This is a genomic window from Spirillospora sp. NPDC052269, from assembly GCF_040679435.1.
GTDB lineage: Bacteria > Actinomycetota > Actinomycetes > Streptosporangiales > Streptosporangiaceae > Spirillospora.
The window spans coordinates 31316-53602 of record NZ_JBFAUU010000032.1; the positions used below are offsets into that span (position 1 = coordinate 31316).

Sequence of the window (22287 nt, forward strand, 5' to 3'; positions counted from 1 at the left end):
GAGACGACAGGCGATGAACGCGTCGCGGTACTGGCGCATGGCGCGCAACGATCCGGGCTGGTTCGCCCAGCGCCTGCGCGAGGAGGCCGAGGTCCGCACAGCGGTCGCCCAGCGGCGTGTCCGCCGCGAGACCGACGAAGCGGTCCGGGCGGCCATCGCGCGCAGCGGCCTGGCCAGAGTGGTCGCCTCCGGACCGTCGGCCGAGGTGTCCTACTTCGCGGTGCTGGACGGCTGCACCCTCAACCTGCACGCCCGGCTCCCCGAAGCGGTGGACGGCCCGGCCGAACTGGAGTTCGTCCGCGCGGGCCGGCGCCTTCGCGCGCCCGTCGACCCGGTGGTCGCCGGGGAGCTGGCCGCCACCGTGCCGCTGGGTGAGGCCACCGGCGGGGTGCGGCTGACGCGCGGCGGCTGGCGGATCGGGCTCCGGGTGCACACCACCACCGGTGAACGCGCCTTCACCCTGCTCGGCGGCGCGCGCGTCCTCGGCACCTGGGACGGCCCGACCACACTGACGCCGCCATGCCCCCTGACGGGGATGCGGTTCGTCCCCGAGACCTCGACGACCGGAATGTGCCTGCTGCGGGTCGCCGACCCCGAACCGTCCGCCGAGATCGTCGGGCTGGACCTCACCTTCGCCCGGATCACCGTCGACTTCGAACTGGTCGGAGCAACGGCCGCCGCGCAGGCCGCGGTGCGTTTCCAGTCGCGCGGCAAGGCGGGTGGCTCCGCGCCCGCGCACACCGTCGCCGCCACGCCGGTCGAACGTCCCGGCGCGCGCGGCCCGGTCTTCCGCGTCACCGTGCCGCTGCGGCAGATGGCCTCCGGCAGCGGCAGCCGGGAACGGCTGTGGCACCTGTTCGCCGAACCGTCCGGCCATCGTCCGCTGCGGCTCGGCCGCCGCCTGCACGACGTGCGCGACCCGCGCCGCGTCCTGCGCGTGGCCCAGCGGATGCTCGCCGTCACCCCCGGCGCGCTGCTGCGCGTCCGCCCCTACTACACCGGCTCCGGTGATCTGGTCCTGGCCTGCGCGCCCGTCCAGGCCGGCGCCCCCGCCGCTTCCCCGGAGGTCTCCTCGTGAAGATCACGTTCATGCTCACCTGGGCCGACGCCATGGGCGGCACCGAGCGCGCCGTCTACACCCAGGCCGAGTACCTGGCCGCGCGGCACGACGTGGAGATCATCAGCGTCTTCCGGACCAGCGCCGAGCGGTTCTTCGACACCCGGATCCCCGTCCGCTACCTGGTGGACGAGACCGGGCCGGTGCCGCGCCCCGTCCGCGACAGCGGCATGAGCGACGAGGTCTGCCGCACCCTGGCCGCCGCGCCCTCCCGGCTGATCGAACCGCGCTGGGAGAAGGCGTTCCACCGGCTGTCGGACATGGAGATCGAGCACGTCCTGCGCGAGGCGGACACCGACGTGCTGGTGTCCACCTCACCCGCGCTGATGGCGGTGACCACCACGCTGCCGCCCGCGCGCGTGCTGACCGTCCACCAGGAGCACCGGCCGTCGCAGATCCGCGGCGGCACCGGCGAGCCGCTGTTCCGGTACGCGCCCCGCCTGGACGCCCTGGTGGTGCTGACCGAACGCACCCGCGAATGGTTCGCCGAGTCCCTGACCGACTGCGCGCCCCTGCTCGAGGTGATCGTCAACCCCGTCCCCGCCGGATTCCGGCCGCGCTCGTCGCTGTCGGCCAAGGCGGTCACCATGGCGCGGCGGCTGGTGCCCGACAAGCAGGTCGACCACGCGATCCGCGCGTTCGCCCAGGTCGTCGAGGCCCACCCGGACTGGGTGCTGCGGATCTTCGGCGACGGCCCGCAGGCGTCCGCGCTGCGCCGGCTGGTCAACGCGCTCGGGCTGCACGACAACGTGCAGCTGCTCGGCCCCACCGGGCACATGGCCGAGGAGTGGGCCAAATCCTCGGTCTGCCTGCTCACCTCCCGCGACGGCGAGGCGTTCCCGCTGGTGCTGGGCGAGGCGTTCGCCGCCGGGGTCCCGGCGGTGAGCTACGACTGCCAGACCGGCCCCGCCGAGATCATCAGCGACGGCGTCAACGGGTTCCTGGTCGCCCAGGACGACATCGACGGCCTGGCCGCCGCGCTGCTCAAACTGATCGACGACCCGCAGATGCTGAACGACTTCGGCGCCGCCGCGCTCCGCCAGGCCGCCGAGTACGACATCGACCTGATCATGGGCCAGTGGGACGCCCTCTACCAGCGGCTGCTGACCGGCCGCGACGCCCCCGCCCGGTCGGCCGCCAAGACCGACCGGCTCGCCGCCTGGGGCGTGCGCACCGGCGGCTCGGGCTTCGCACCCGCCGTCCCGGCCCCCGCGACCCGGCTGGACGGACCGGCCGCCCGCCACGAGAGCAAACTGGCCGCCGCGGACACCGGGCTGGTCCGATTCGGCGGACGCCTGTGCCGCGTCGCCGACGACCTGATGCCCCGCGACATCGTCCAGGCCAACCTGAAGCTGGTGGCCACAGCGCTGGAGGACGCCGGGATCCCCTACCAGGTCCTCCGCGACCCCGGCCCCCGGCACCGCGTCGTCACCGGCGCCGACAAACGGGCCGCCGCCATCGACGCGCTGGCCGCCGCGTTCGCCGACCGGCCCGTCTACGCCGACCGGATGCATCCCGGCGGACGCCCCGGCCAGGCCACCCTGGTCGCCGAACTGACCGGCGACACCGACATCGCCGGGCTGCGGATCTTCCAGCCCGTCGTGTCGGCCTCCCGCACCCTCAGCTACGGCGCCGCCTACGGCTGCGACCTGGAATTCTGGACCGAGGAACCGGACAGCGGCGACCTCGTCCCGCTGCGTCGCACCCTGATCGGCGACACCGTCCCCAGGGCCGTCCTGGCGGGCACCGGGCGCGTCACCATCGGCGACCGCGCCTACCCCTCGGTCGCCGCCCTCGACCGCACCCTGGTCGCCGACCTCACCTTCCCGATCGACATCGTCTACACCTGGGTGGACGGCGACGACCCCGCCTGGCGGGCCCGCCGCGACGAGGCGTTCGCCGCGATGGGACGTCCGCCCGTCGAGGCCGCGGGATCCGAGGCCCGCTTCCGCTCCCGCGACGAACTGCGCTACTCGCTGCGCAGCCTGGAGATGTTCGCGCCCTGGATCCGCACGATCCACCTGGTCACCGACCGGCAGGTCCCCGCCTGGCTCGACACCGACCACCCGAAGATCCGCGTCGTGGACCACAGCGAGATCTTCGGCGACCGGGGCCGGCTGCCCAGCTTCAACAGCCACGCGATCGAGTCCCAAATCCACAACATCGACGGGCTGTCGGAGCACTTCCTGTACTTCAACGACGACGTGTTCCTCGGCACGCCCGTCAGCCCCGACCGGTTCTTCCACCCCAGCGGGACCACCAAGTACTTCATGTCACCGACCTCGGTCGCGCTCACCCCGATCGACGCGGACGACGACTTCAACTTCGCCGCCGGAAAGAACAACCGCGTCCTGATCGAGGAGGCGTTCGGCCACACCCTGACGCACGCGTTCCTGCACGCGCCCCACCCGCTGCGCCGCGACGTCCTGACCGACCTCACCAACGCGTTCCCCGAAGCGGTCGCGCGCACAGCCGCCGCGCAGGTCCGCTCGCACACCGACATCTCCATCCCGTCCTCGCTGCACCACTACTACGCCCACTTCACCGAACGCGGCGTGCCCGGCGACATCCGCTGCGCCTACGTCAACGTCGGCGACGCAAGCCAGCACCCCAGACTCACCCAGATCCTCACCCAACGCCGCCACGAGGTGATCTGCCTCAACGACACCCACCACGGCGACCTGTCGGCCGAAGAACAGAGCCAGGTCGTGTTCGGCTTCCTGGAGGGCTACTTCCCGATCGCCAGCTCCTTCGAAAAGCACAGCAAGCGCAACCACCACCTCCGCAACACCTGACCCACCCCGCCCCAAACCCCTGGGGGCCGGTCACTCCCAACCGACCGGCCCCCGGCTTCCAGCCCGCCATGCTCCCGCCCCGGAAAGCCCCCCCCCGCACGCCGCCGTCCCCGCGGCCCACGCCCACTCGTCCGCACCCCGACCCCGGCCGCCTACCTTGGACGGCCTGCGATTCCTGGCCGCGCTGTTCGTCGTGCTGTACCACTACACCGCGATCTCCGGCGGACACTGGCGCGGCGAATCCCCCAAGGACCCGTTCCCCCACCTGAACCTGGTGTCGGCCAACGGCTGGATGGACGTCCACCTGTTCTTCGCCGAGCGACCACAGCGGCAAATGAGGTTCCCCCGTAGCGCTACGGGGGAACCTCACCTCGGCTGCTCCGTGACCATCGGACACATCGTCCTTGGGCTCCCCCTTGGTGGCCAGGGCCTCAATTCCCGAACTCAGGAGACGGCACCCTGCGCGGTACCCCGCCGTCGGAACGGCTGAAATGGGTGCAACTGGATCCCAGGTTCCACCGCTGGCCGTACGAGCAGCTCGCGGCCTGGCATCGGCAGAACGGACGTGACGGCCTTGCCCGGGAGGTCCGACTGGCCATGATGCGGGTCCGCCGGGACGTACAGGGGCCGATCCACCAGCTCCCCGAGATGCTCCTGGACTGGACGGTCGGGTACGGCTACCGGCCCTGGCGCGCGGTCTCCTGGTTCGCGCTGGCACTGGCCACGGGGACGATCGTCTTCACGCTGGCGCCGCCTCACCAGCCGCACAATCCGCAGGACCAACCGCCGTTCCACGCCTTCTCCCACACGCTCGACCTGCTAATGCCCGTCCCGCTGTTCGGTCAGCGGGAGCATTGGATCCCGGTCGGTTGGACGCTCTGGCTTTCGTATGCCCTGATCGCCTCTGGCTGGATCCTCGCGACCGCGCTGATCGCGGGGGCGACCCGCGTACTGCATCCGGACTGACGCGTCGGTCCGATTGCAGACGACTTCTGGCATCCGCGCAGAGGACTCTGGAAATCAACAGGACGACGGGAACGGCGGACCCTTTCGAAGGCCGTGACACAATCCACCCGAGTCGCCGTCGGACGGCCGGACCAGGCCGCGCCGGTGAGCGGGCCCCACCAGGGGGAGACGGTCGGGCGCAGCCAGGGCCATGTGGGCGAGCGGCGCGGACCAGCCGAGTCGCGAGGCCGTCAGACATCGGACTTCTCCTCAGCCTCGAGTGAAGGATCTGGCGGCGATTCGGCTTTGGTGACGGTGTACTCCACGCCGCCCGTACCTCGCAGACGGTGGATGGCGCGGAGATCCCGAGTGAGAACGCGGGCCATGGGCCGCTCATCTGGCCGGAGGCTGCGGCCGCGTTAGCCGCCCTGCAGGTGAACAACATGGCTGATAACACGCTGGTACGGGCGCGGAGTGACGTGATGGACGAGTACGGGCCATGGCCGACGGTCTATGGCTGATTCCGGGGTGAATGAGAGAGAGGTTGAACGGCATGAGCCGGATCGTCTCGCCGCCTCACTCGGGCGGCCTCGGCGGCCTGGTCCACCGCTGCGACGCCGTGGTTCCTATGACCCGCTCTGCGGCCAATGCCCCTGCTCCGGGACACTTGCCACATGGTCCGTCGGCGCGTCCAGCCACTCCCGAACGACGGCGAGGTCCTCCTCGGAGAACACCGTCTCACCGGAATCGCCATCACCACGGTGCAGACCGTCGGCGCGTCGGTCGGGGCGGCCGTCCTCGCGGCGATCCTGCAGAGCCGGGTGGCCCACCACGCCGACGCACCCGCCCGCGCCTTCGCGGACACATTCTGGTGGATCTTCGCCGTCACCCTGTTGACGCTGGTCCCGGCCTCGCTGCTGCCTTTGCGTCGCGGCACGGGGACGCGCTGACGCCTCGTCTCGAGGCCGGATGCGGACGGGAGGGCCGGACCGTGATCTGGGGCACTCACGATCACGGCATGACGTCCGACAGTTGGATCTCCCTGGGCCGGTTGCTCCTGGTCACCGCAGGTGTGCTGGCCGTCGTGTCGGCGGGGCTGGTGTTCGCCTCGATCGACAACACCACCATCATCAGGCTGCCGCAGGACCCGAACGCGGTCCCGCCGCCCATGATCACCAACTTCAGCAGGTTCATGGCCGGGCTCGTGGTGGCGGTGCTGGCGGGGGCGACGTTCATCTCCGGGCTGGCGTCGTTCTCCTGGGCCGCCGCCGTCCGCCGGCACGATCTGCTGGAAGAAATTCTGCGCAAGTTGCCTGACTAGGCGACGGGTGAGGGCGTGTCGCGTCCGGCCGCGCTGCTCGATATCGCCCCGGTATAGAAGCCCGCGCGAAGATGGCGGGCGTTCGGTTCGTGCTCGCTTCGACGGACGAGACTGGGGTGGCCGGTGCGCATCGGTAGCGATCGGCGTGCGAAGTGGTGACGGCGGAGCCCGTGGGGACGCCGGAGCCGGTGGTCCGGCTGTCGGCGATCCGCAAGTCCTTCGACGGAGGGGGCGGCCGGGTCACGGCGCTGGACGGTGTCACGCTGGATTTCGAGGCGGGCACGTTCACCGCGATCATGGGTCCGTCCGGTTCGGGCAAGTCGACGCTGCTGCAGTACGCGGCGGGCCTCGACCGGGTGGACGAGGGCCAGGTCGTGATCGGCGGGACCACGCTCAACGGCATGCGGGAGAAGGCGCTCACCGAGTTCCGGCGCCGCCGCGTCGGGTTCGTCTTCCAGTCGTTCAACCTGATGCCGTCGCTGACCGCCCGGCAGAACGTCGAGCTGCCGCGGATGCTCGCCGGTGGAAGGCCCGAGCCCTGCCGTGGCGCAGAAGGTGCTGGCGGAGGTCGGGCTCGCGGACCGTGCCGGGCACCGGCCGAGCGAATTGTCGGGCGGGCAGCAGCAGCGGGTCGCGATCGCCCGAGCCCTGGTCACCCGGCCCGAGGTGCTGTTCGCCGACGAGCCGACCGGCGCGCTGGACTCGCGCACCTCGCGCGAGCTGTTGCACATGCTGGCGGGGCTGGCCGGGAAACTCCCCACCAGCCACATCGCCGGCACCCGCCCTAGGCGGGAGGGCCGGGCCGCGGCGCGAAGGCGAGGGTCGTCCAGTGGACGCCGGGGCGGCCGTGCAGATCGCCCCATGTGCTCTGGTGGACGGCACGGAGGCCCGCTTCGGCGGCCTGCCCGACCGTTTCCTCCGCCGGGATGTCGAACATGTGCCGTCCGGGCGGCGTCGGGCCGTGCCGCAGGATCAGCACGGCGAGCCCCTCGGGCGCGAGCAGCCCGGCGAGACGCCGCATCGCGCGAGGGCGTTCGGCCTGGTCGAGGTGCATCCAGACCGCGACGAGCGTGACCAGGTCGAACGTCCCGCGGACGGCGGCGAGGTCGGGGAGCGTGTCGTCCAGCCACGCGATCCCGGCGCCCGCGTGCAGGCGCCGCCCGTGCGCGAGCAGCTCGGGGGTCGGCTCGACCGCCGTCACCGCGTGACCGCGCGCGGCGAGGGCGGCGGCGTCCCGGCCCGTCCCCGCGCCGATGTCGAGAACCCGGCCGGGTTTCTCCGGGATCAGGTGCAGCACGTCGCCGAGCACCTCGTCGCTGGTCAGCGACTCGTACTGCGTGACGAGCGCGTCCGCCTCGGCGCCGTAGCCACGTGTCCCCTTTGCGTCCATTCCGCCGAAATTAGCAGGTCAGTGGCCGGTGATGGCGTCCGCAACGCGGGCGATGACCGATGTGCGGGGCGTGTCCGAGGCCGCCTCCCGGCCGTCCGCGACCTGGTAGAGCGCGTACATCGCCTGGACGCCGAGCCAGCGCAGCGGCTCGGGCTCCCAGCGCCGCACGCGCCAGTTCACCCAGGGCAGCGCGGTGAGTTCGGTGTCGCGGCGGAGCACCAGGTCGCGCAGGGTGCGTCCGGCGAGGTTCGTGGCCGCGACGCCGTGCCCGGTGTACCCGCCCGCGTGGCCGAGGCCGGTGCGGTGGTCGACGACGGCCGTGGAGCACCAGTCGCGTGGGACGCCGAGGACGCCCGACCAGGCGTGGTCGACGCTCGCCTCCCCCGCGACGGTGGGGAACATACCGGTCAGCATGCGCCAGAGCTGGTCGACCGTCTCGGGCCGGGTGACGCCCGCGTCGTCCACGCCCGAGCCGTAGCGGTACGGCTTTCCGCGGCCGCCGAACGCGATGCGGCCGTCCGCCGTGCGCTGGGCGTACATGTAGTAGTGCGCCATGTCGCCCAGGACCTCGCCCTGCCGCCAGCCGATCGCGTCCCACACGGCGTCGGGCAGCGGGGTCGTGACGACCATGGAGCTGTTCATCGGCAGCCAGTCGCGGCGGTGCCCGGCGAGGCGCGCGGTGAAGCCCTCGGTCGCGCGGATCACGTGCTCGGCGGTCACCGTCCCGTACGGGGTGACGGCGGCGGCCGGACGCCCGTCCCGGCGCGGGACGACGCGCAGCACCGGCGTGTCCTCGTAGATCTCCACGCCCAGCGCCCGGACGGTCGCGGCGAGGCCGCGCACGAGCTTGGCGGGCTGGACGCGGGCACAGTGCGGTGAGAACGTGGCGGCCCGCTGGCCCTCGATGCCGATCCGCTCGTCCGCCTCGCGCCCGGACAGCAGGACCATGTCGTCCCGCGTCCAGCCCCATGCGCGGTTCTCCTCGACCAGCGCGCGCACCCGCGCGGCCTGGGCGGCGTTCCGCGCGGTGCTGAGGACGCCGCCTTTGACCAGGTCGGCGTCGATGCCCTCGTCCTTGGCCACGCGCAGGATCTCGTCCACGGTCGTGAACATGGCCCGCTGGAGCGCGACGGCCGCCTCGCGCCCGTGGCGGTGCGCGTACCGCTCCCGCGACCCGGCCAGCTCCCCCACGACCCAGCCGCCGTTCCGGCCGGACGCGCCGAACCCGGCGAACTCCTTCTCCAGCAGGACGATCCGCAGGTCGGGCTGGGCCTTCTTGAGGTAGTAGGCCGTCCAGAGCCCGGTGTAGCCCGCGCCGACCAGGCAGACGTCGGCGGTGCGCGGGCCGGGCAGGCGGTCGCCGGGCGCGGGCAGGCCGGGCTCGCGGTACCAGTGGGACACCCCGCCGTTGCCGAACGCGGCGGAACGGGGGGCGGAGGCGGGGGCGCCGGACGCAGTAGGCATGCGCCAATACTGCTGTATTCGGCAGCCTAAAGCATCTCTGGCGACGGATTCTGTTGTCTTCGTGCCAGAGTATGACGCGTTCCGATCCACTGCGTCCGGTCGATCGCGTAGATCGCGGTGCCGCCGACGCCCATCCCCCGGTGCCGCATCCCGAGCTGCTGCGCGACGCCGAGGGACGAGGCGTTCGCCATGTCGATCTCGGCGATGACCCGGCGCAGCCGCGCGGTCGTGAACGCGTGCCGCAGCACCGCCAGGCCCGCCTCGGCGGCAAGGCCTTGGCCCCAGCGGTCCGGTTCCAGGCTGTAGACCATCTCGACGTCGCCCGCCACGTCCGGGCCGCACAACCCGGCCACGCCGACCAGCGCGCGGTCGGTCACCCTGGCCGGCGCGCGGCTGGTCACCCCGGACTCGCCGAAGCGGCGAGCGGCCGGGCGCAGCACCCACAGGCCGTAGCCCTCGGTGGCGAAGTCCCGGCGGCTGGCCTCGATGATCTCGGTGACCTGCTGGGCCGAGACCCGGCGGTCGCCGAACAGGTGCCGGCGGACGAGCGGACCCGTCCAGTGCGCCAGCAGCGCCGTCTTGTCGCCCATGCTCACCGGACGCAGCGCCAGCCGCCCGGTCCGCACCTCCTCGCTCACCGCGCCGCGCGGCGGAAACCTCCGCCGGGGCCGGACAGAACGCAGATCACTTACGAGACGCTAGGCGCTCGCGCGGGCCCGCTCAAGGCCGGGGAAGAAGGTGAAACTCTCAGCTCACGCGGGTGTAGCGCTTCCGTAACACCGGCGGGCGACAGTGGCCGGACGAGAACCCGCCGGGCCCCGGAAAGGACCAGTTCATGCCGCTGCTGCGCATCCGTACCGAGATCGAGGACCGCCCCGGCCGGCTGGCCGTCCTCACCGCCGCGCTGGCCGCGCGCGGCGCGAACATCCTCGGGCTGACCGTCCAGGTCGGAACCGAGGGCGTGGTGGACGAGTTCGTCGTGGACGTGCCGTCCGGCGGGGCGGGCCCGGACGAGCTGGCCAGTGCCGCGGCGTGGGCGGGAGGCGTCCGCACGACCATCGTTCCCGCGCGCCCGCGCGAGCTGGTGGACGAACCGACCCGCGTGCTGGCCCTCGCCACCCGCGCCCGCGTCGAACCCCACGCGCTGCCCGAGATCCTGGCCGAGCTGTTGCGCGCGCACGAGGCCGCCTGGACGACCGCCCCGGCAGCCGGTGACGACGAGGGCGAGGTGCTGACCGTCCACGCCGGACGCCGCTCGGTGCGGATGCGCCGTCCGGGGTTGCCGTTCACCGCGACCGAGGCCGCTCGCGCGGACGCCCTCGTGCGCGCTGCCCTTCCTACCGGGCCGCCGTCCGCCGCGTCCGCATCTGTCTCCCTGGCCGACGGGACTCGCGTGACCGTCCGGCCTATCGAGCGGGACGACGCCGACGCCGTCCGCGCCATGCACGAACGCTGCTCCCTGGACAGCCGTCGCATGCGGTACTTCAGCGCCAAGCCGTTCCCGCCGCGCGCGGCCATCGAGCGGTTCTGCGAGCCGTGGCACGGGCTGACCCTGGTCGCCGAGGGCCCGGACGGCTCGGTCCTCGCGCTCGCCCACCTCATCCACGTGCTCGACCCGGGCGTCGCGGAGGTGGCGTTCCTGGTCGAGGACGCCTGGCAGGGCCGCGGCCTCGGCCGGGCGCTCGCCGAGCTGCTCGCCGTGCTCGGCCGCGAGCGTGGCCTGGTCGAGCTGCGCGCCACCGCGCTCGGCGAGAACACCCGGATGCGGCGGCTGCTGGTCTCCCTCGGCGGCCGAACACGCAAAACCGGCGAACCCGGCATCGTCGAGATCCGGCTCCGCCTGGACGGCCGCCCCGCACCCGCCACCTCCGCACCCGCCACGCCCAGCGCGTCCGCGCGGGAACGGTCCACGCGGGGCTGACGTCCGAACGTGTGAGGCCCGCCTGGCAGGATTGGGGATCGTGAGCGGCATCTACGACGATCCCTGGGCCTACGAGCTGGCGTGCTCCTTCCGCGACGTGTCCGCCGAGGTGGACGCGCTGCTGGAGTGGACCGTCCGGCACCGCTCGTCCGGCGCGGCGGCGCGGACCGTCCTGGAGCTGGCGGCGGGCCCCGCCGAGCACGCCCGCGAGTTCGCCCGGCGCGGCCTCACCTCCACCGCCCTCGACCTGCACCCGGCCATGTGCGCCTACGCCGACCAGCAGGCCAAGGACGCGGGCCTCGAGCTGGACGTCGTCCAGGAGGACATGACCTCCTTCGCCCTCGGCCGCCGGTTCGACCTGGTCGTGACGATGCTGGACTCCACGTCCCACCTCATGACCCTGGACGCGTTCGTCGCCCATCTGGACCGCACCGCCGACCACCTGGGCCCCGACGGCCTGTACGTCCTGGAGATGTCGCACCCCCGCGACCGGCTCACCGACGCCCCGTCGGTCTCCACCGGCTGGACGGTCGAGCGCGACGGCGTGGCCGCCACGGTCCGGTGGGGCGAGCCGTCCGACGAGCTCGACCCGGTCACGCAGATCGCCGACGACCACGTCACCATGACCATCACCAAGCCGGACGCCCCGACCCGGGTGATCGAGGACGTGGTCCCCTACCGCTTCTGGACCGCGACCGAGCTGACCGCCGCCGTCCGCCTGTCCGGGGCGCTGGAGACCGTCGCGCAGTACGGCGACTTCGGCGACGTCGCCCTCACCGACTCCGGCGCCTGGCGCATGATCACCGTCCTCCGCCGCACCTGACCGGCACCGCCTCAGCTCCCGTCCGGCCCAGGGTCGATCAGCTGGGCGGCCAGCGTCGCATGGGCCCATTCCTCCCACCGGTCCGGTGACCACCCGCGTTCCTGGACGAACAGCAGGTACAGCTGAGGGCTGAGGAGGCCGAACAGCAGGTCCGCGGCCGCGTCGGCGGAGACGCCGGGCCGCGCGTCGGGCTTCCCGACCAGCGTTTCGGCCGCGGCATGATGCACGGTGTACCGCGGATCGGGGCCGTCGGGCCATTGCTCGGCGATCTGCGGGTCGGTGGCCGCGGCGGCCGCGACCATCGGCGTGATCGGGGCGATCCGCCCGAGGATCCCGCCGGTGCCGCGCACATGCGCGCGCAGCTGCTCGGCCGCTGTCGGCGCGGCGCAAGCGGCCTGGAACCACTCGCGGTCCATGGTCGCCACCGGCTCGGCGTCGCCGGCGATGGCCGTGTCGACGACGTCCTTGAACAGCGTGCGCTTGTTGCCGAAGACGAAGTAGAGCGTCTGGACGGCCAGGCCCGCCCGGTCCGCGACCTGCTGCAGGCTCGTCGCCCCGTACCCCTGCTCGACGAACAGCTCCCGCGCCGCCTGGACGGCCCTCTCCCGGGTGCGGCGTGAGCGCTCGGCCCGTTTGTCCGGCCGCTTGACGGTCTCCATGGCGCGAGTATATGTCTAGAGTTGAACACTAGAGTTCGACTCTAGTTACAGCATCCGGCGAAGGGAGACCCGATGCGCACCGTGGTCAACGTCCAGCAGGCGGAAGCGTGGAACGGATGGGAGGGAACGTCCTGGGCCGACAAGGCCCCCCGGTACGACGCGATGGTGGCCGGTTTCAACCAGCCGCTCCTGGACGCCGCCGCGATCGGCGAGCACGACGACGTCCTCGACATCGGATGCGGCACGGGTCAGATCACCCTGCTGGCCGCGCGCCGGGCGACGCGAGCGCAGGTCGTCGGCGTCGACATCTCCGCGCCCATGCTGAACCGCGCCCGCGCGGACGCCGCCGAACAGGGCATCGCGAACGTGCGGTTCGACCAGGCCGACGCCGAGGTCCACCCCTTCGACGCGGGCGGATTCGCCACCGTCATCAGCCGCGGCGGCGTCATGTTCTTCACCGACCTCACGGCCGCGTTCACCAACATCGCCCGCGCTCTGCGCCCCGGCGGACGGATGGTGTTCATGGTCCCCCAGCCCGGCCGCCCCGACGGCGAGTACGCCCGGGCCACCGCCGCGCTCGCGCCCCTGTTGCGCGGCCCTTCACCCGCGGCCCAGGGAATGGGATCGCTGTCCGACCCCGACCGCGTCCACCAGGTCCTCGGTGAGGCGGGCCTGACGGAAGTGGACATCCAGCCGGTCTCGGCGCCGATGGACTACGGGCGCGACGCCGCGGACGCCGCGGAGTTCATCCTCAGCCAGGGCCCGGTCCGCTTCAACCTCCGGGACGCCGACCAGGCCACCACCACCCGAGCCCGTGAGGAACTCCAAGCCGGGCTCACGGCCTTCGAGACCCCGGAAGGAGTCCGCATCAGCGGCTCCGTCTGGCTCGTGAGCGCCACCCGTCCCTGAACCCCGAACACAACGAAGTCAGCCGTGCGTGGGCTTCTGCCTGAGCCCACGCCAGTAGCGGTCCGCGCGCCGATGGCCGCGGACCGCCATGCCCCTGGCGTGCCGGTCAGCCGACCGGGTGCGGCTGGGGGTCGCCTTGCTGCGGGACGACCATCAGCCCGACCGAGGTGGAGCTCCGCATCCACGCGCCGATGACGCGGCGCTCACCGGAGGGACGCCACGTCACGGGCGATTCCCAGTAATGGCTCGACCCGTCGGCCTTGAGCTCACCGAGCGTGAATGCCGAGGTCAGGCCGCGACGGCGCAATTCCGCGAGAACTTGGGCGACGGTCCGGTCGGCCAGGCGCAGGCCCTTGGCACCATCACCACGAGCCGGATGCGCGTCGAAGAAGACCTCACCGGGCGCGGCCTTCCGGCCGATGACGATGTCGGCTCCTCCCAGGCGGTACATCGCGCCGCTCAGCCGGACCCTCAGCGGGCAGGCGTTCTGGCCCGGCGGGCACTTCAGCACGGCGTCGGACGTCCCCGTCACGCCTCCTGCGGGCATGCCGCCCTTGGGCGCGTGCAGCTCACTGATCTGGACGATCTGGCGCTCATTGCCCGGCATGACCGGAACGATGCGCAGCCTGGCGTCCAGCCCGACCTTGGCGAACGCCTTGCTGAACTCACGCTGGTCGGCGTAGGCGTCCTTGACCTCGACCTCGTACTCGGCGCCCTTGACCTCGATCGACATGGCCGCGTTGGCGTAGCTGCGCAGCGGCGCCGCATGCCCGCCGTCCGACATCCAGATGGCGACCGCGGCGGCCGCGGCCGAGACCGCCACCACCCCGCTCACCAGCCCGGGAAGGCGCCGGGACCGACGGCGTCGGGGCGCCGGCGCCTCTTCGGCGGTGATGGCCGCCAGCAGGGACCGCGCTCCGGCGCCGTCCGGTTCGCTCGTGATGTCGCTGTCGCGCACCGTGGCCAGGCCCGCCACAAGATCGTCGATGCGGGACGTCATGCCAGCTCACTCTCCTGGAGAACGGGCCTGGGCTGCACGGCCGCAGGCGAAGGGTCGATGCCCGCGGACCGCAGGGCACGCGCGAAGCGCTTGCGGGCCCGGTGCAGGCGGATGCTCACGGCGTTGGACGAGCAGCCGAGCACCGTCGCGATCTCTGTGTTGGACAGCCCTTCCCAGGCCACGAGCGCGAGAAGCTCACGATCGCGATCCGGCAGGCGGCCGAAGACGTCGGCGACCGCCGAAGAGCCGTCCCGCGACGGCGCGTAAACCGACAACTCGGATACCAGCGCGGCCGTCTTCAACCCGTGGCGCCGCGCCCCGCGCCGCTGATTGGCCAGGACATTGCGCGCCACGCCGTACAGCCACAGCCGCGCTTCTCCCCCGGACGGCATCTCCGTCGCGCGCCGCCATGCGATCGCGAACGTCTCGGCCACCACATCGGCCGCGTCCTCGGGCGAGTCACAACGACGCAGGGCGTACCCGAGCAAGGGCTTGTAGGTGGCGGCGTAGACGTCCGCGAACTCGTCCTCACCCATCCGGGTTCCTCAACATCCGACCTCCTGAACATGTGATCCCTTGGTGAACGATCACCTGCACATGTCCAGGCCCCGCCCGGATCTTTCACCCCCACGGGAAAGAAACGACAGTCCCGTGCGGCGGCCACGGCCTCCACTGGATTCCAGTGGAGGCCGGGTGCTCGCCTACGGCGTGGCGGACCAGCCGGGCATGGGGTGGGCGGCCATCAGGTCGCGGACCTCGGCGGCGACCCGGTCCACCACGGACTCGTCGCCCTTCGCCGCCGCCTGGACGACCTCGTCGATCCACGCGGCGAGCGGCTCCATGTGCTTCTCGGTCAGCCCGCGCGTGGTGACCGCCGCCGTGCCGATGCGCAGCCCGGACGGGTCGAACGGCTTGCGCGGGTCGAACGGGACGGCGTTGTAGTTCAGCTCGATCCCGGCCCGGTCGAGCGCCTGCGCGGCGGGCTTGCCCGCGACACCCTTGTTCGTCAGGTCGATGAGGATCAGGTGGTTGTCGGTGCCGCCGGAGACCAGGTCGTAGTCGCGGGCGAGCAGCGCCGCCGCGAGCGCGCGGGCGTTCGCGACGATCTGCCGGGCGTAGACCGGGAAGTCCGGCTGCGCCGCCTCGCGCAGCGCCACCGCGATCGCGGCGGTCGTGTGGTCGTGCGGGCCGCCCTGCAGGCCGGGGAAGACCGCCTTGTCGACCGCCTTGGCGTGCTCCTCGGTGGACATCACCATCGCGCCGCGCGGGCCGCGCAGCGTCTTGTGCGTCGTGGTGGTGATGACGTCCGCGTGGCCCACCGGCGACGGGTGCGCGCCGCCCGCGATCAGGCCCGCGATGTGCGCGATGTCGGCGGCCAGGACCGCGCCGACCTCCCGGGCGATCTCGGCGAACGCCGGGAAGTCGATGGTGCGCGGGATCGCCGTCCCACCGCACCAGATCAGCTTCGGCCGCTCCTTCAGCGCCAGGTCGCGCACCTCGTCCATGTCGACGCGGCCGGTGTCGGCGCGCACCCCGTAGCGGACGGGGTTGAACCACTTGCCGGTCGCCGACACCGACCAGCCGTGCGTGAGGTGGCCGCCCATCGGCAGCGACAGCCCGAGGACGGTGTCGCCCGGGTCGAGGAACGCCATGTAGACGGCGAGGTTGGCGGGCGAGCCGGAGTACGGCTGGACGTTGGCGTGCTCGACACCGAACACGGCCTTGGCCCGCTCGATCGCGGCCAGCTCGATCGGGTCGATGTTCTGCTGGCCCTCGTAGTACCGGCGGCCCGCGTAGCCCTCCGAGTACTTGTTGGTCAGGACGCTGCCGGTCGCCTCAAGGACGGCGGGCGACACGTAGTTCTCCGACGCGATCAGCCGGATCTTCTCGTACTGACGGCGGGCCTCGGCCTCCACCAGCCCGGCGATCTCCGGGTCCTCGGCGGTCAGATGGGGAATCGACGGAACGTGCACAACTGCCTCCGCGAAGGTCGGGCCGGGAGACTCGGTCTCGGGCACCCCGGCATGGTGAGGTGTCCCGTACACCCAGGCGCGCGGTGTGCGGACGGCGGTTCGCTCCCCGGTGGTCGGCTCCACCTTGACTGCGCCAGTCGCGTGCGCGTCATCATAGCGTCCTCGCCGTGAATCGCCGGTGATCCATGACCCGCCCGGTGCGTTCGACCCACTAAGGTCCCTGGGATGCGTTCCGAACTCCCCCTTCGCAGGCCGGACGCTACTGTTCGGCTCGGCTGGCTCGACGCCCTGCGCGGCGTCGCCGCGATCACGGTGGCCCTGCACCACGCGTCCTACCACTACCTGCCGCACACCCGCCGAACGATCCTCTCCTGGTTCGACCCGGGAATGTTCGGCGTGTTCGTCTTCTTCCTGGTGAGCGGCTACATCGTCCCCGCCTCGCTCGAGCGGCGCGGGTCGGTCCGGCGGTTCTGGACAGGCCGGGTCTTCCGCATCTACCCGCTCCTGCTCGCCGCCATCGCGGTCGTGCTCGTCCTGCACGTGACGGATGCGTACGAGCTGCGCGACGGCCTCGCGACCGACTATCACCCGGTCGCCGTGGCGCTGTCCCACCTGACGATGATGCAGGACCTCCTCGGTGTACCGAGCGCGATCAACGTGCTCTGGACGCTGTCCTACGAAATGGCGTTCTACCTCCTCGTCGTGGCGCTCTTCTCCGTCGGATGGCACCGCAGGTCGGTGGCGACGGCCTCGACACTCGCGGCCGCGGCCCCCGTGCTCGCGCTGGTCCTGCCGACCGCGGCGCTGTCCACCCGGTTCGGGGAGGGCCGGGTCTCGCTCGCCGCGTTCCTGCTGATGGCCGCCTCGATCGGGCTCGCCTGCGCCCGCCGGACCGCCGTCGCCCGCACCGGGGCGCTGCTCGGCGGCGCCCTCACCCTGGCCCTGGTCATGGTCGACGGACGCGTCGACCCCTGGCAGGGCCTGGCGATCCTGGCCGTGATGTTCACCGGGACGGTCGTCCACCGCGCCGAACGCGGCCAGATCAGCCCCCGCATGGGCGTCGCCGTCTTCGTCCTGGTGATGGCGAGCGCGGCGGGCACCGGGTTCTGGCGTGCCCAGAGCTACACCGACTGGGACACCGCCCTGGGAGAGAAGAGGGCTTGGGCCCTCGCCGTCATCGGCGCCTTCGTCGTGTTCGCGATCGGCTACGCGCTGCGGGACCGGCACGTCCCGCGCTGGCTGGCCTGGGCGGGCGTGGTCAGCTTCTCCGTGTACCTGCTCCACGAGCTGCTGCTCATGAGCCTGGACATGGTCTTCGATCGCCCCAAGAGCGACCAGCCCCTGCTCTTCGTCCCGTTCCTGGCGGCGCTGCTGGCCGCGAGCTGGGCGGCCCACCGCTGGATCGAGAAGCCGGGCCAGCGCCTCGGCCGGGCCCTGGCCCGCCGCCTCGACCCGCCCGTCGCCGTGCCCGCACCGGCTCCCGAACCGGATCCGATGCCGACGGCGGCGCCTGAGGAACGGACCGACGCCGCGTCCCGTCCGGCCGAGACCCCGGCCACCCGTCGCTAGTCGGCCCCAGGGCCGCGCACGCGAAAGGCCCGGTCCGTCCGCATTCATATGCGGACAGACCGGGCCTTTCGTGGCTCGCGCCGAAAACGGAACGGCCCGGTTCCACCACGGGTACCGGGCCGGAGGACGCGCGTCAGGCGCGCGCGGCCTCCATGGCGCGCTTCACGGCAGCGCGCTTCTCGCGGAGCTTGTTGAGGGCCTCCTCGAGGATGGCCTCACCGTCGGCGTCGCTGCGGCGCTCCTTCACGTACGCGAGGTGCGTCTTGTAGGGCTCGGTCTTCGGCGGCGCCGGCGGGGCGTCCTTGTCCTGCCCGGCTGGGAACCCGCAGCGCGGACAGTCCCACGTGTCGGGAACCGCGACGTCGGTCGCGAAGCTCGGACGGGTCTCGTGCCGGTTGGCGCAGTAGAAGGTCACCCAGACACGGGGCGCTGCGTCCCCGCGCTCGGCCTCACCCATCGGTCCGGCGCCGACACGGCTTCCCCGAATCGCGTTGCCACTACCCACGGACATACTCCTCGGTCGATACGCCGCCGCCCGCTTCGAGGTCGCTCTGGGGAGCCGGGCGGCGGCTCGGCGGTGTTGGTGTTTCTTCGGCTCAGTGCTACGGGACCAGGCCCGGTGAGCGCGGCTCAGCTGTGCTTGAACAGCAGGCCGAGCACGATGATCGAGGCGAACCAGACGACGCCGACACCGACGGTCAGCCGGTCCAGGTTACGCTCGACCACCGAGGATCCGCCCAGCGACGACGAGATGCCGCCACCGAACATGTCGGACAGTCCCCCACCCTTGCCCTTGTGCATCAGGACGAGAACCACCATCAGCAAGCTCGTGATGATAAGCACGATGGACGAAGCGATGATCACAGTTACGCGCCTTCTCTGGCCTGCCCCGCCGAGGCGGGGCCTGTCTGATGTTGGACGGAGGATCTAGCCGGGCGGTTTACCCGTCACCTCCGCAGGGTACGACGAACTCTTCGCTGGTTCGGCAAGAACCGGCGGGTCGAGACCGAATTGATCTCAAGTCGCCGGCCCCGCACCGCCGGATTCAGGCCGGGAGGTCCCGGTAACGGCAGATCTTGACGAACTCACCCGCATCCAGACTGGCACCTCCGACCAAGGCGCCGTCCACGTCCGGCTGCGCCATGATCCCGGCGATGTTGTTCCCCTTGACCGAGCCACCGTACAGGATCCGCACCTTGGCGGCCGTCTCACCGTCGTACAGCTCGGCGATCCGGGCCCGGATCGCGCCGATGACCTCCTGCGCGTCCTGCGGCGTGGCGACCTCGCCGGTGCCGATCGCCCAGACCGGCTCATAGGCGATCACCAGGTCGGCGACCTGGTCGGCGGGGATCTTCTCCAGCGCGCCCGTGACCTGGTTCACGCAGTGCGGGACGTGCTCGCCCGCCTTGCGCACCTCCAGGCCCTCGCCGACGCACACGATCGGGGTGATCTTGTTCGCGATCGCGGCCTTGGCCTTGGCGTTGACCACCGCGTCGTCCTCGTGGTGGTACTGGCGGCGCTCGGAGTGCCCCACGGTCGCGTAGCTGCAGCCCAGCTTGGCCAGCATCGCCCCGGAGATCTCGCCGGTGTAGGCGCCGGACGCGTGCTGGGAGATGTCCTGGGAGCCGTAGGTGATCTGCAGCTTGTCGGCGTCCACCAGCGTCTGCACCGAGCGGATGTCGGTGAACGGCGGCAGGACGGCGACGTCCACCGCGGCGAAGTCGGCCTCCTTGAGCCCGAACGCGAGCTTCTGGACGAGCGCGATCGCCTCGAAGTGGTTGTTGTTCATCTTCCAGTTGCCCGCCATGAGCGGCTTGCGCGCGGGGGCGTTGGCGGAAGGGGCCATCTCGGTCAGTCCTCCAGAGCAATCAGGCCGGGCAGGGTCTTGCCTTCCAGATACTCCAGGCTGGCGCCGCCGCCGGTGGAGATGTGCGAGAACGCGTCCTCGTCGAAACCGAGCGAGCGCACGGCCGCGGCCGAGTCGCCGCCGCCGACCACGGTGAAGGCGCCCGAGTCGATCAGGCCCTGCGCCACGGCGCGGGTGCCGTGCGAGTACGGCTCCATCTCGAACACGCCCATCGGGCCGTTCCAGAAGATCGTCTGAGCGTCGGCGAGACGGGAGGCGAACAGCTCACCGGACTCCGGGCCGATGTCCAGGCCCATCCGGTCGGCGGGGATCGCGTCGGCCGGGACCACCGCGTGGTCGGCGTCGGCGGCGAAGGCCGTGGCGGCGACGATGTCGGTCGGCAGGACGATCTCGACGCCGTTCTTCTCCGCCCGCGCCAGGTACTCGCGGACGGTGTCCAGCTGGTCCTTCTCCAGCAGGGACGTGCCGACCTCGTGGCCCTGGGCCGCGAGGAAGGTGAAGACCATGCCGCCGCCGACCAGGATCCGGTCGGCCTTGCCGAGCAGGCTGTCGATCACGCCGAGCTTGTCGGAGACCTTGGAACCGCCGAGGACGACCGCGTAGGGGCGGGCGACATCCTCTGTGAGCTTCTTCAGCACGTCCAGCTCGGCCGCGATCAGGTACCCGGCGGCGTGCGGCAGCCGCTGCGGGACGTCGAAGACGCTGGCGTGCTTGCGGTGGACGGCGCCGAAGCCGTCCCCGACGTAGACCTCGGCCAGGGCGGCCAGCCGGCCTGCGAACGCGCCGCGCTCGGCGTCGTCCTTGCTGGTCTCGCCGGGCTCGAAGCGCAGGTTCTCCAGGAGGGCGACCCCGCCCTCGGCGAGGCCCGCGGCGGCGGCCTGGGCGGAATCGCCCACGACGTCGGTCGCGAACGTCACGTCCTGGCCGAGGAGCTCACCGAGCCGCCGCGCGACGGGCGCGAGGGAGAACTCGGGCTTGACCTCGCCCTTGGGACGGCCCAGATGGGCGCAGACGATCACCTTGGCGCCGCGGCCGGCCAGGGCCTTGATCGTGGGCACGCTGGCCCGGATCCGGCCGTCGTCGGTGATCTTGGAGCCGTCCAGCGGCACGTTCAGGTCGGCGCGGACCAGCACCGTGCGGCCGGTCACGTCCAGGTCGTCGATGGTGCGCATCGGAACGCGGTGTCCTTCCGTGAGTCGCGTGCGGGTGTGCCGCGGGCGGCCCGGGTGTGCGGCCGCCCGCGGACGTGCGCCCGCCGTGGTCACGGAGCACATCCGTGGCCACGGCGGGCGTCGCGGCTCAGATCGACGAGCCGACCAGCTTGACCAGGTCGACCAGGCGGTTGGAGTAGCCCCACTCGTTGTCGTACCAGCCGACGACCTTCACCTGGTTGCCGATGACCTTGGTGAGGCCGGCGTCGAAGATGCAGGACGCCGGGTCGGTGACGATGTCGGAGGAGACGATCGGGTCCTCGGTGTAGTGGAGGACGCCGCGCAGCGGGCCCTCGGCGGCCGCCTTGACGGCCGCGTTGACCTCGTCGGCGGTGGTCTCGCGGCCGACCTCTACGGTCAGGTCGGTGGCCGAGCCGGTGGGGATCGGCACCCGCAGGGCGTAGCCGTCCAGCTTGTCCTTCAGCTCGGGCAGCACCAGCGAGATGGCCTTGGCCGCGCCGGTGGAGGTCGGCACGATGTTGATCGCGGCGGCGCGGGCGCGGCGCAGGTCCTTGTGCGGGCCGTCCTGCAGGTTCTGGTCCTGCGTGTAGGCGTGGACGGTGGTCATCAGGCCCTTCTCGATGCCGAAGGCGTCGAGGATCACCTTGGTCATCGGGGCCAGGCAGTTGGTGGTGCAGGAGGCGTTGGAGATCACCGTGTGCTTCGCCGGGTCGTACTGGTCGTCGTTGACGCCCATGACGATGGTGATGTCCTCGTTCTTGGCCGGAGCCGAGATGATGACCTTCTTGGCGCCGTTGTCGGCGTGCACCTTGGCCTTGTTGGCGTCGGTGAAGAAGCCGGTGGACTCGACGACGACGTCCACGTCGAAGTCGCTCCACTTCAGGTTGGCCGGGTCGCGGTCGGCCAGAACCTTGATCGACTTGCCGCCGACCAGGATCTCGTCGCCGGCCGCCTTCACCTCTTCGGGGAAGCGGCCCAGAATGCTGTCGTACTTGAGCAGGTGGGCGAGCGTCGCCGGGTCGGTGAGGTCGTTGACCGCCACGACCTCGATGTCGGCTCCGCTGGCCTTGACCGCGCGGAAGAAGTTGCGTCCGATCCGGCCGAAACCGTTGATGCCTACTCGGATGGTCACGGAACCGCTCTCCTCGTACGTCGTCCACGCCCGGCACGGGTGAATCCGGGCGACCTACCGTTGATCCCTGGGGTCTCCCCCGCACCCGACCCTACCGAACACGGTGCCGCCTCCCCGCACCGGCGGGCCGGATTTCGCCAGGTGACGCGGGCTTGCCCGCCCCGGCTCCCGGACCAGGACAGGCAGAGGTCTAGACCGCACCGTCTAGACCAATCACGCATGTCCCCTGA

General features: G+C 71.8%; 21 protein-coding genes, 1 pseudogene and 1 riboswitch. Of the genes and pseudogenes, 10 read left to right on the top strand and 12 right to left on the bottom strand.

The annotated features are described in order from the left end of the window. Positions 1–13: 13 nt before the first annotated feature. The 6 genes and pseudogenes from AB0L06_RS41485 to AB0L06_RS41510 all read left to right on the top strand — a co-directional run. On the top strand, positions 14–1078 hold the full coding sequence (locus tag AB0L06_RS41485; RefSeq protein ID WP_500237040.1) for a hypothetical protein: 1065 nt from the start codon (positions 14–16) through the stop codon (positions 1076–1078). Further along, positions 1075–3912, top strand: a complete 2838-nt coding sequence (locus tag AB0L06_RS41490; protein WP_500237042.1) for a stealth family protein — start codon at positions 1075–1077, stop codon at positions 3910–3912. Before AB0L06_RS41485 ends, AB0L06_RS41490 begins: the two co-directional genes overlap by 4 nt. Positions 3913–4407: 495 nt before the next feature. Next, on the top strand, positions 4408–4878 hold the full coding sequence (locus AB0L06_RS41495) for a hypothetical protein (RefSeq protein WP_500237043.1): 471 nt from the start codon (positions 4408–4410) through the stop codon (positions 4876–4878). Positions 4879–5531: 653 nt separating this feature from the next. After that, on the top strand, positions 5532–5807 hold the full coding sequence (locus AB0L06_RS41500) for a hypothetical protein (RefSeq protein ID WP_500237044.1): 276 nt from the start codon (positions 5532–5534) through the stop codon (positions 5805–5807). 68 nt (positions 5808–5875) lie between these two features. Further along, a complete protein-coding gene (locus AB0L06_RS41505) occupies positions 5876–6178 on the top strand; it encodes a hypothetical protein (RefSeq protein ID WP_500237045.1) in 303 nt (100 codons plus the stop codon). Between the two features lie 296 nt (positions 6179–6474). Further along, positions 6475–6808, top strand: a pseudogene (locus AB0L06_RS41510) (ABC transporter ATP-binding protein); the annotation flags it as partial. A gap of 154 nt (positions 6809–6962) precedes the next feature. On the opposite strand, the gene AB0L06_RS41515 reads toward AB0L06_RS41510, so the two are convergent. From AB0L06_RS41515 to AB0L06_RS41525, 3 genes are read right to left on the bottom strand one after another with little or no spacing between them, the layout of a single operon-like run. Further along, positions 6963–7568 (bottom strand): class I SAM-dependent methyltransferase, encoded by a 606-nt coding sequence (locus tag AB0L06_RS41515; RefSeq protein WP_500237046.1) that lies wholly within the window; start codon positions 7566–7568, stop codon positions 6963–6965. A gap of 18 nt (positions 7569–7586) precedes the next feature. Continuing rightward, complete coding sequence (locus AB0L06_RS41520) at positions 7587–9032, bottom strand: NAD(P)/FAD-dependent oxidoreductase (protein WP_500237047.1); 1446 nt, start codon at positions 9030–9032, stop codon at positions 7587–7589. Positions 9033–9058: 26 nt separating this feature from the next. Then, positions 9059–9658: a GNAT family N-acetyltransferase gene (locus tag AB0L06_RS41525; protein WP_500237049.1), complete on the bottom strand. Its 600-nt coding sequence runs from the start codon at positions 9656–9658 to the stop codon at positions 9059–9061. Between the two features lie 209 nt (positions 9659–9867). On the opposite strand from AB0L06_RS41525, the gene AB0L06_RS41530 reads away from it, so the two are divergent. Both AB0L06_RS41530 and AB0L06_RS41535 read left to right on the top strand, forming a co-directional pair. Beyond that, entirely contained in the window at positions 9868–10953 is a 1086-nt protein-coding gene (locus tag AB0L06_RS41530) for a GNAT family N-acetyltransferase (RefSeq protein WP_500237051.1), read from the top strand. 40 nt (positions 10954–10993) lie between these two features. Then, positions 10994–11776 carry a class I SAM-dependent methyltransferase gene (locus AB0L06_RS41535; protein WP_500237053.1) on the top strand — a complete coding sequence of 261 codons (783 nt, stop codon included), beginning with the start codon at positions 10994–10996 and terminating at the stop codon, positions 11774–11776. A gap of 11 nt (positions 11777–11787) precedes the next feature. On the opposite strand, the gene AB0L06_RS41540 is transcribed toward AB0L06_RS41535, so the two are convergent. Next, a complete protein-coding gene (locus tag AB0L06_RS41540; protein ID WP_500237055.1) occupies positions 11788–12435 on the bottom strand; it encodes a TetR/AcrR family transcriptional regulator in 648 nt (215 codons plus the stop codon). A gap of 72 nt (positions 12436–12507) precedes the next feature. On the opposite strand from AB0L06_RS41540, the gene AB0L06_RS41545 reads away from it, so the two are divergent. Next, positions 12508–13344 (top strand): class I SAM-dependent methyltransferase, encoded by an 837-nt coding sequence (locus AB0L06_RS41545; protein WP_500237057.1) that lies wholly within the window; start codon positions 12508–12510, stop codon positions 13342–13344. Between the two features lie 106 nt (positions 13345–13450). Here AB0L06_RS41545 and AB0L06_RS41550 read toward each other — a convergent pair whose 3' ends face one another. The 3 genes from AB0L06_RS41550 to glyA all read right to left on the bottom strand — a co-directional run bounded on the left by AB0L06_RS41550 (position 13451) and on the right by glyA (position 16317). Continuing rightward, on the bottom strand, positions 13451–14344 hold the full coding sequence (locus AB0L06_RS41550; RefSeq protein ID WP_500237059.1) for a hypothetical protein: 894 nt from the start codon (positions 14342–14344) through the stop codon (positions 13451–13453). Then, positions 14341–14880, bottom strand: a complete 540-nt coding sequence (locus AB0L06_RS41555) for an RNA polymerase sigma factor (RefSeq protein ID WP_500237061.1) — start codon at positions 14878–14880, stop codon at positions 14341–14343. Before AB0L06_RS41555 ends, AB0L06_RS41550 begins: the two co-directional genes overlap by 4 nt. Before the next feature lie 165 nt (positions 14881–15045). Beyond that, positions 15046–16317 carry a serine hydroxymethyltransferase gene (gene glyA, locus AB0L06_RS41560; protein WP_500237064.1) on the bottom strand — a complete coding sequence of 424 codons (1272 nt, stop codon included), beginning with the start codon at positions 16315–16317 and terminating at the stop codon, positions 15046–15048. A gap of 63 nt (positions 16318–16380) precedes the next feature. Beyond that, positions 16381–16468: riboswitch (ZMP/ZTP riboswitch) on the bottom strand. Between the two features lie 74 nt (positions 16469–16542). On the opposite strand from glyA, the gene AB0L06_RS41565 reads away from it, so the two are divergent. Next, positions 16543–17886: an acyltransferase family protein gene (locus AB0L06_RS41565; RefSeq protein ID WP_500237066.1), complete on the top strand. Its 1344-nt coding sequence runs from the start codon at positions 16543–16545 to the stop codon at positions 17884–17886. 133 nt (positions 17887–18019) lie between these two features. Here the strand turns inward: AB0L06_RS41565 and AB0L06_RS41570 are convergent, their stop codons facing one another. From AB0L06_RS41570 to gap, 5 genes are all read right to left on the bottom strand, one after another. Then, complete coding sequence (locus AB0L06_RS41570; protein WP_500237067.1) at positions 18020–18391, bottom strand: RNA polymerase-binding protein RbpA; 372 nt, start codon at positions 18389–18391, stop codon at positions 18020–18022. Positions 18392–18516: 125 nt separating this feature from the next. Continuing rightward, a complete protein-coding gene (secG, locus tag AB0L06_RS41575; RefSeq protein ID WP_117360914.1) occupies positions 18517–18750 on the bottom strand; it encodes a preprotein translocase subunit SecG in 234 nt (77 codons plus the stop codon). A 181-nt stretch (positions 18751–18931) separates the two neighbouring features. Then, positions 18932–19732 carry a triose-phosphate isomerase gene (tpiA, locus tag AB0L06_RS41580; RefSeq protein WP_500237070.1) on the bottom strand — a complete coding sequence of 267 codons (801 nt, stop codon included), beginning with the start codon at positions 19730–19732 and terminating at the stop codon, positions 18932–18934. A 5-nt stretch (positions 19733–19737) separates the two neighbouring features. After that, positions 19738–20925, bottom strand: a complete 1188-nt coding sequence (locus tag AB0L06_RS41585) for a phosphoglycerate kinase (protein ID WP_500237073.1) — start codon at positions 20923–20925, stop codon at positions 19738–19740. Positions 20926–21052: 127 nt separating this feature from the next. Beyond that, positions 21053–22057, bottom strand: coding sequence for a type I glyceraldehyde-3-phosphate dehydrogenase (gap, locus tag AB0L06_RS41590; RefSeq protein WP_500237075.1), 1005 nt, complete (start codon positions 22055–22057; stop codon positions 21053–21055). Positions 22058–22287: the final 230 nt, after the last annotated feature.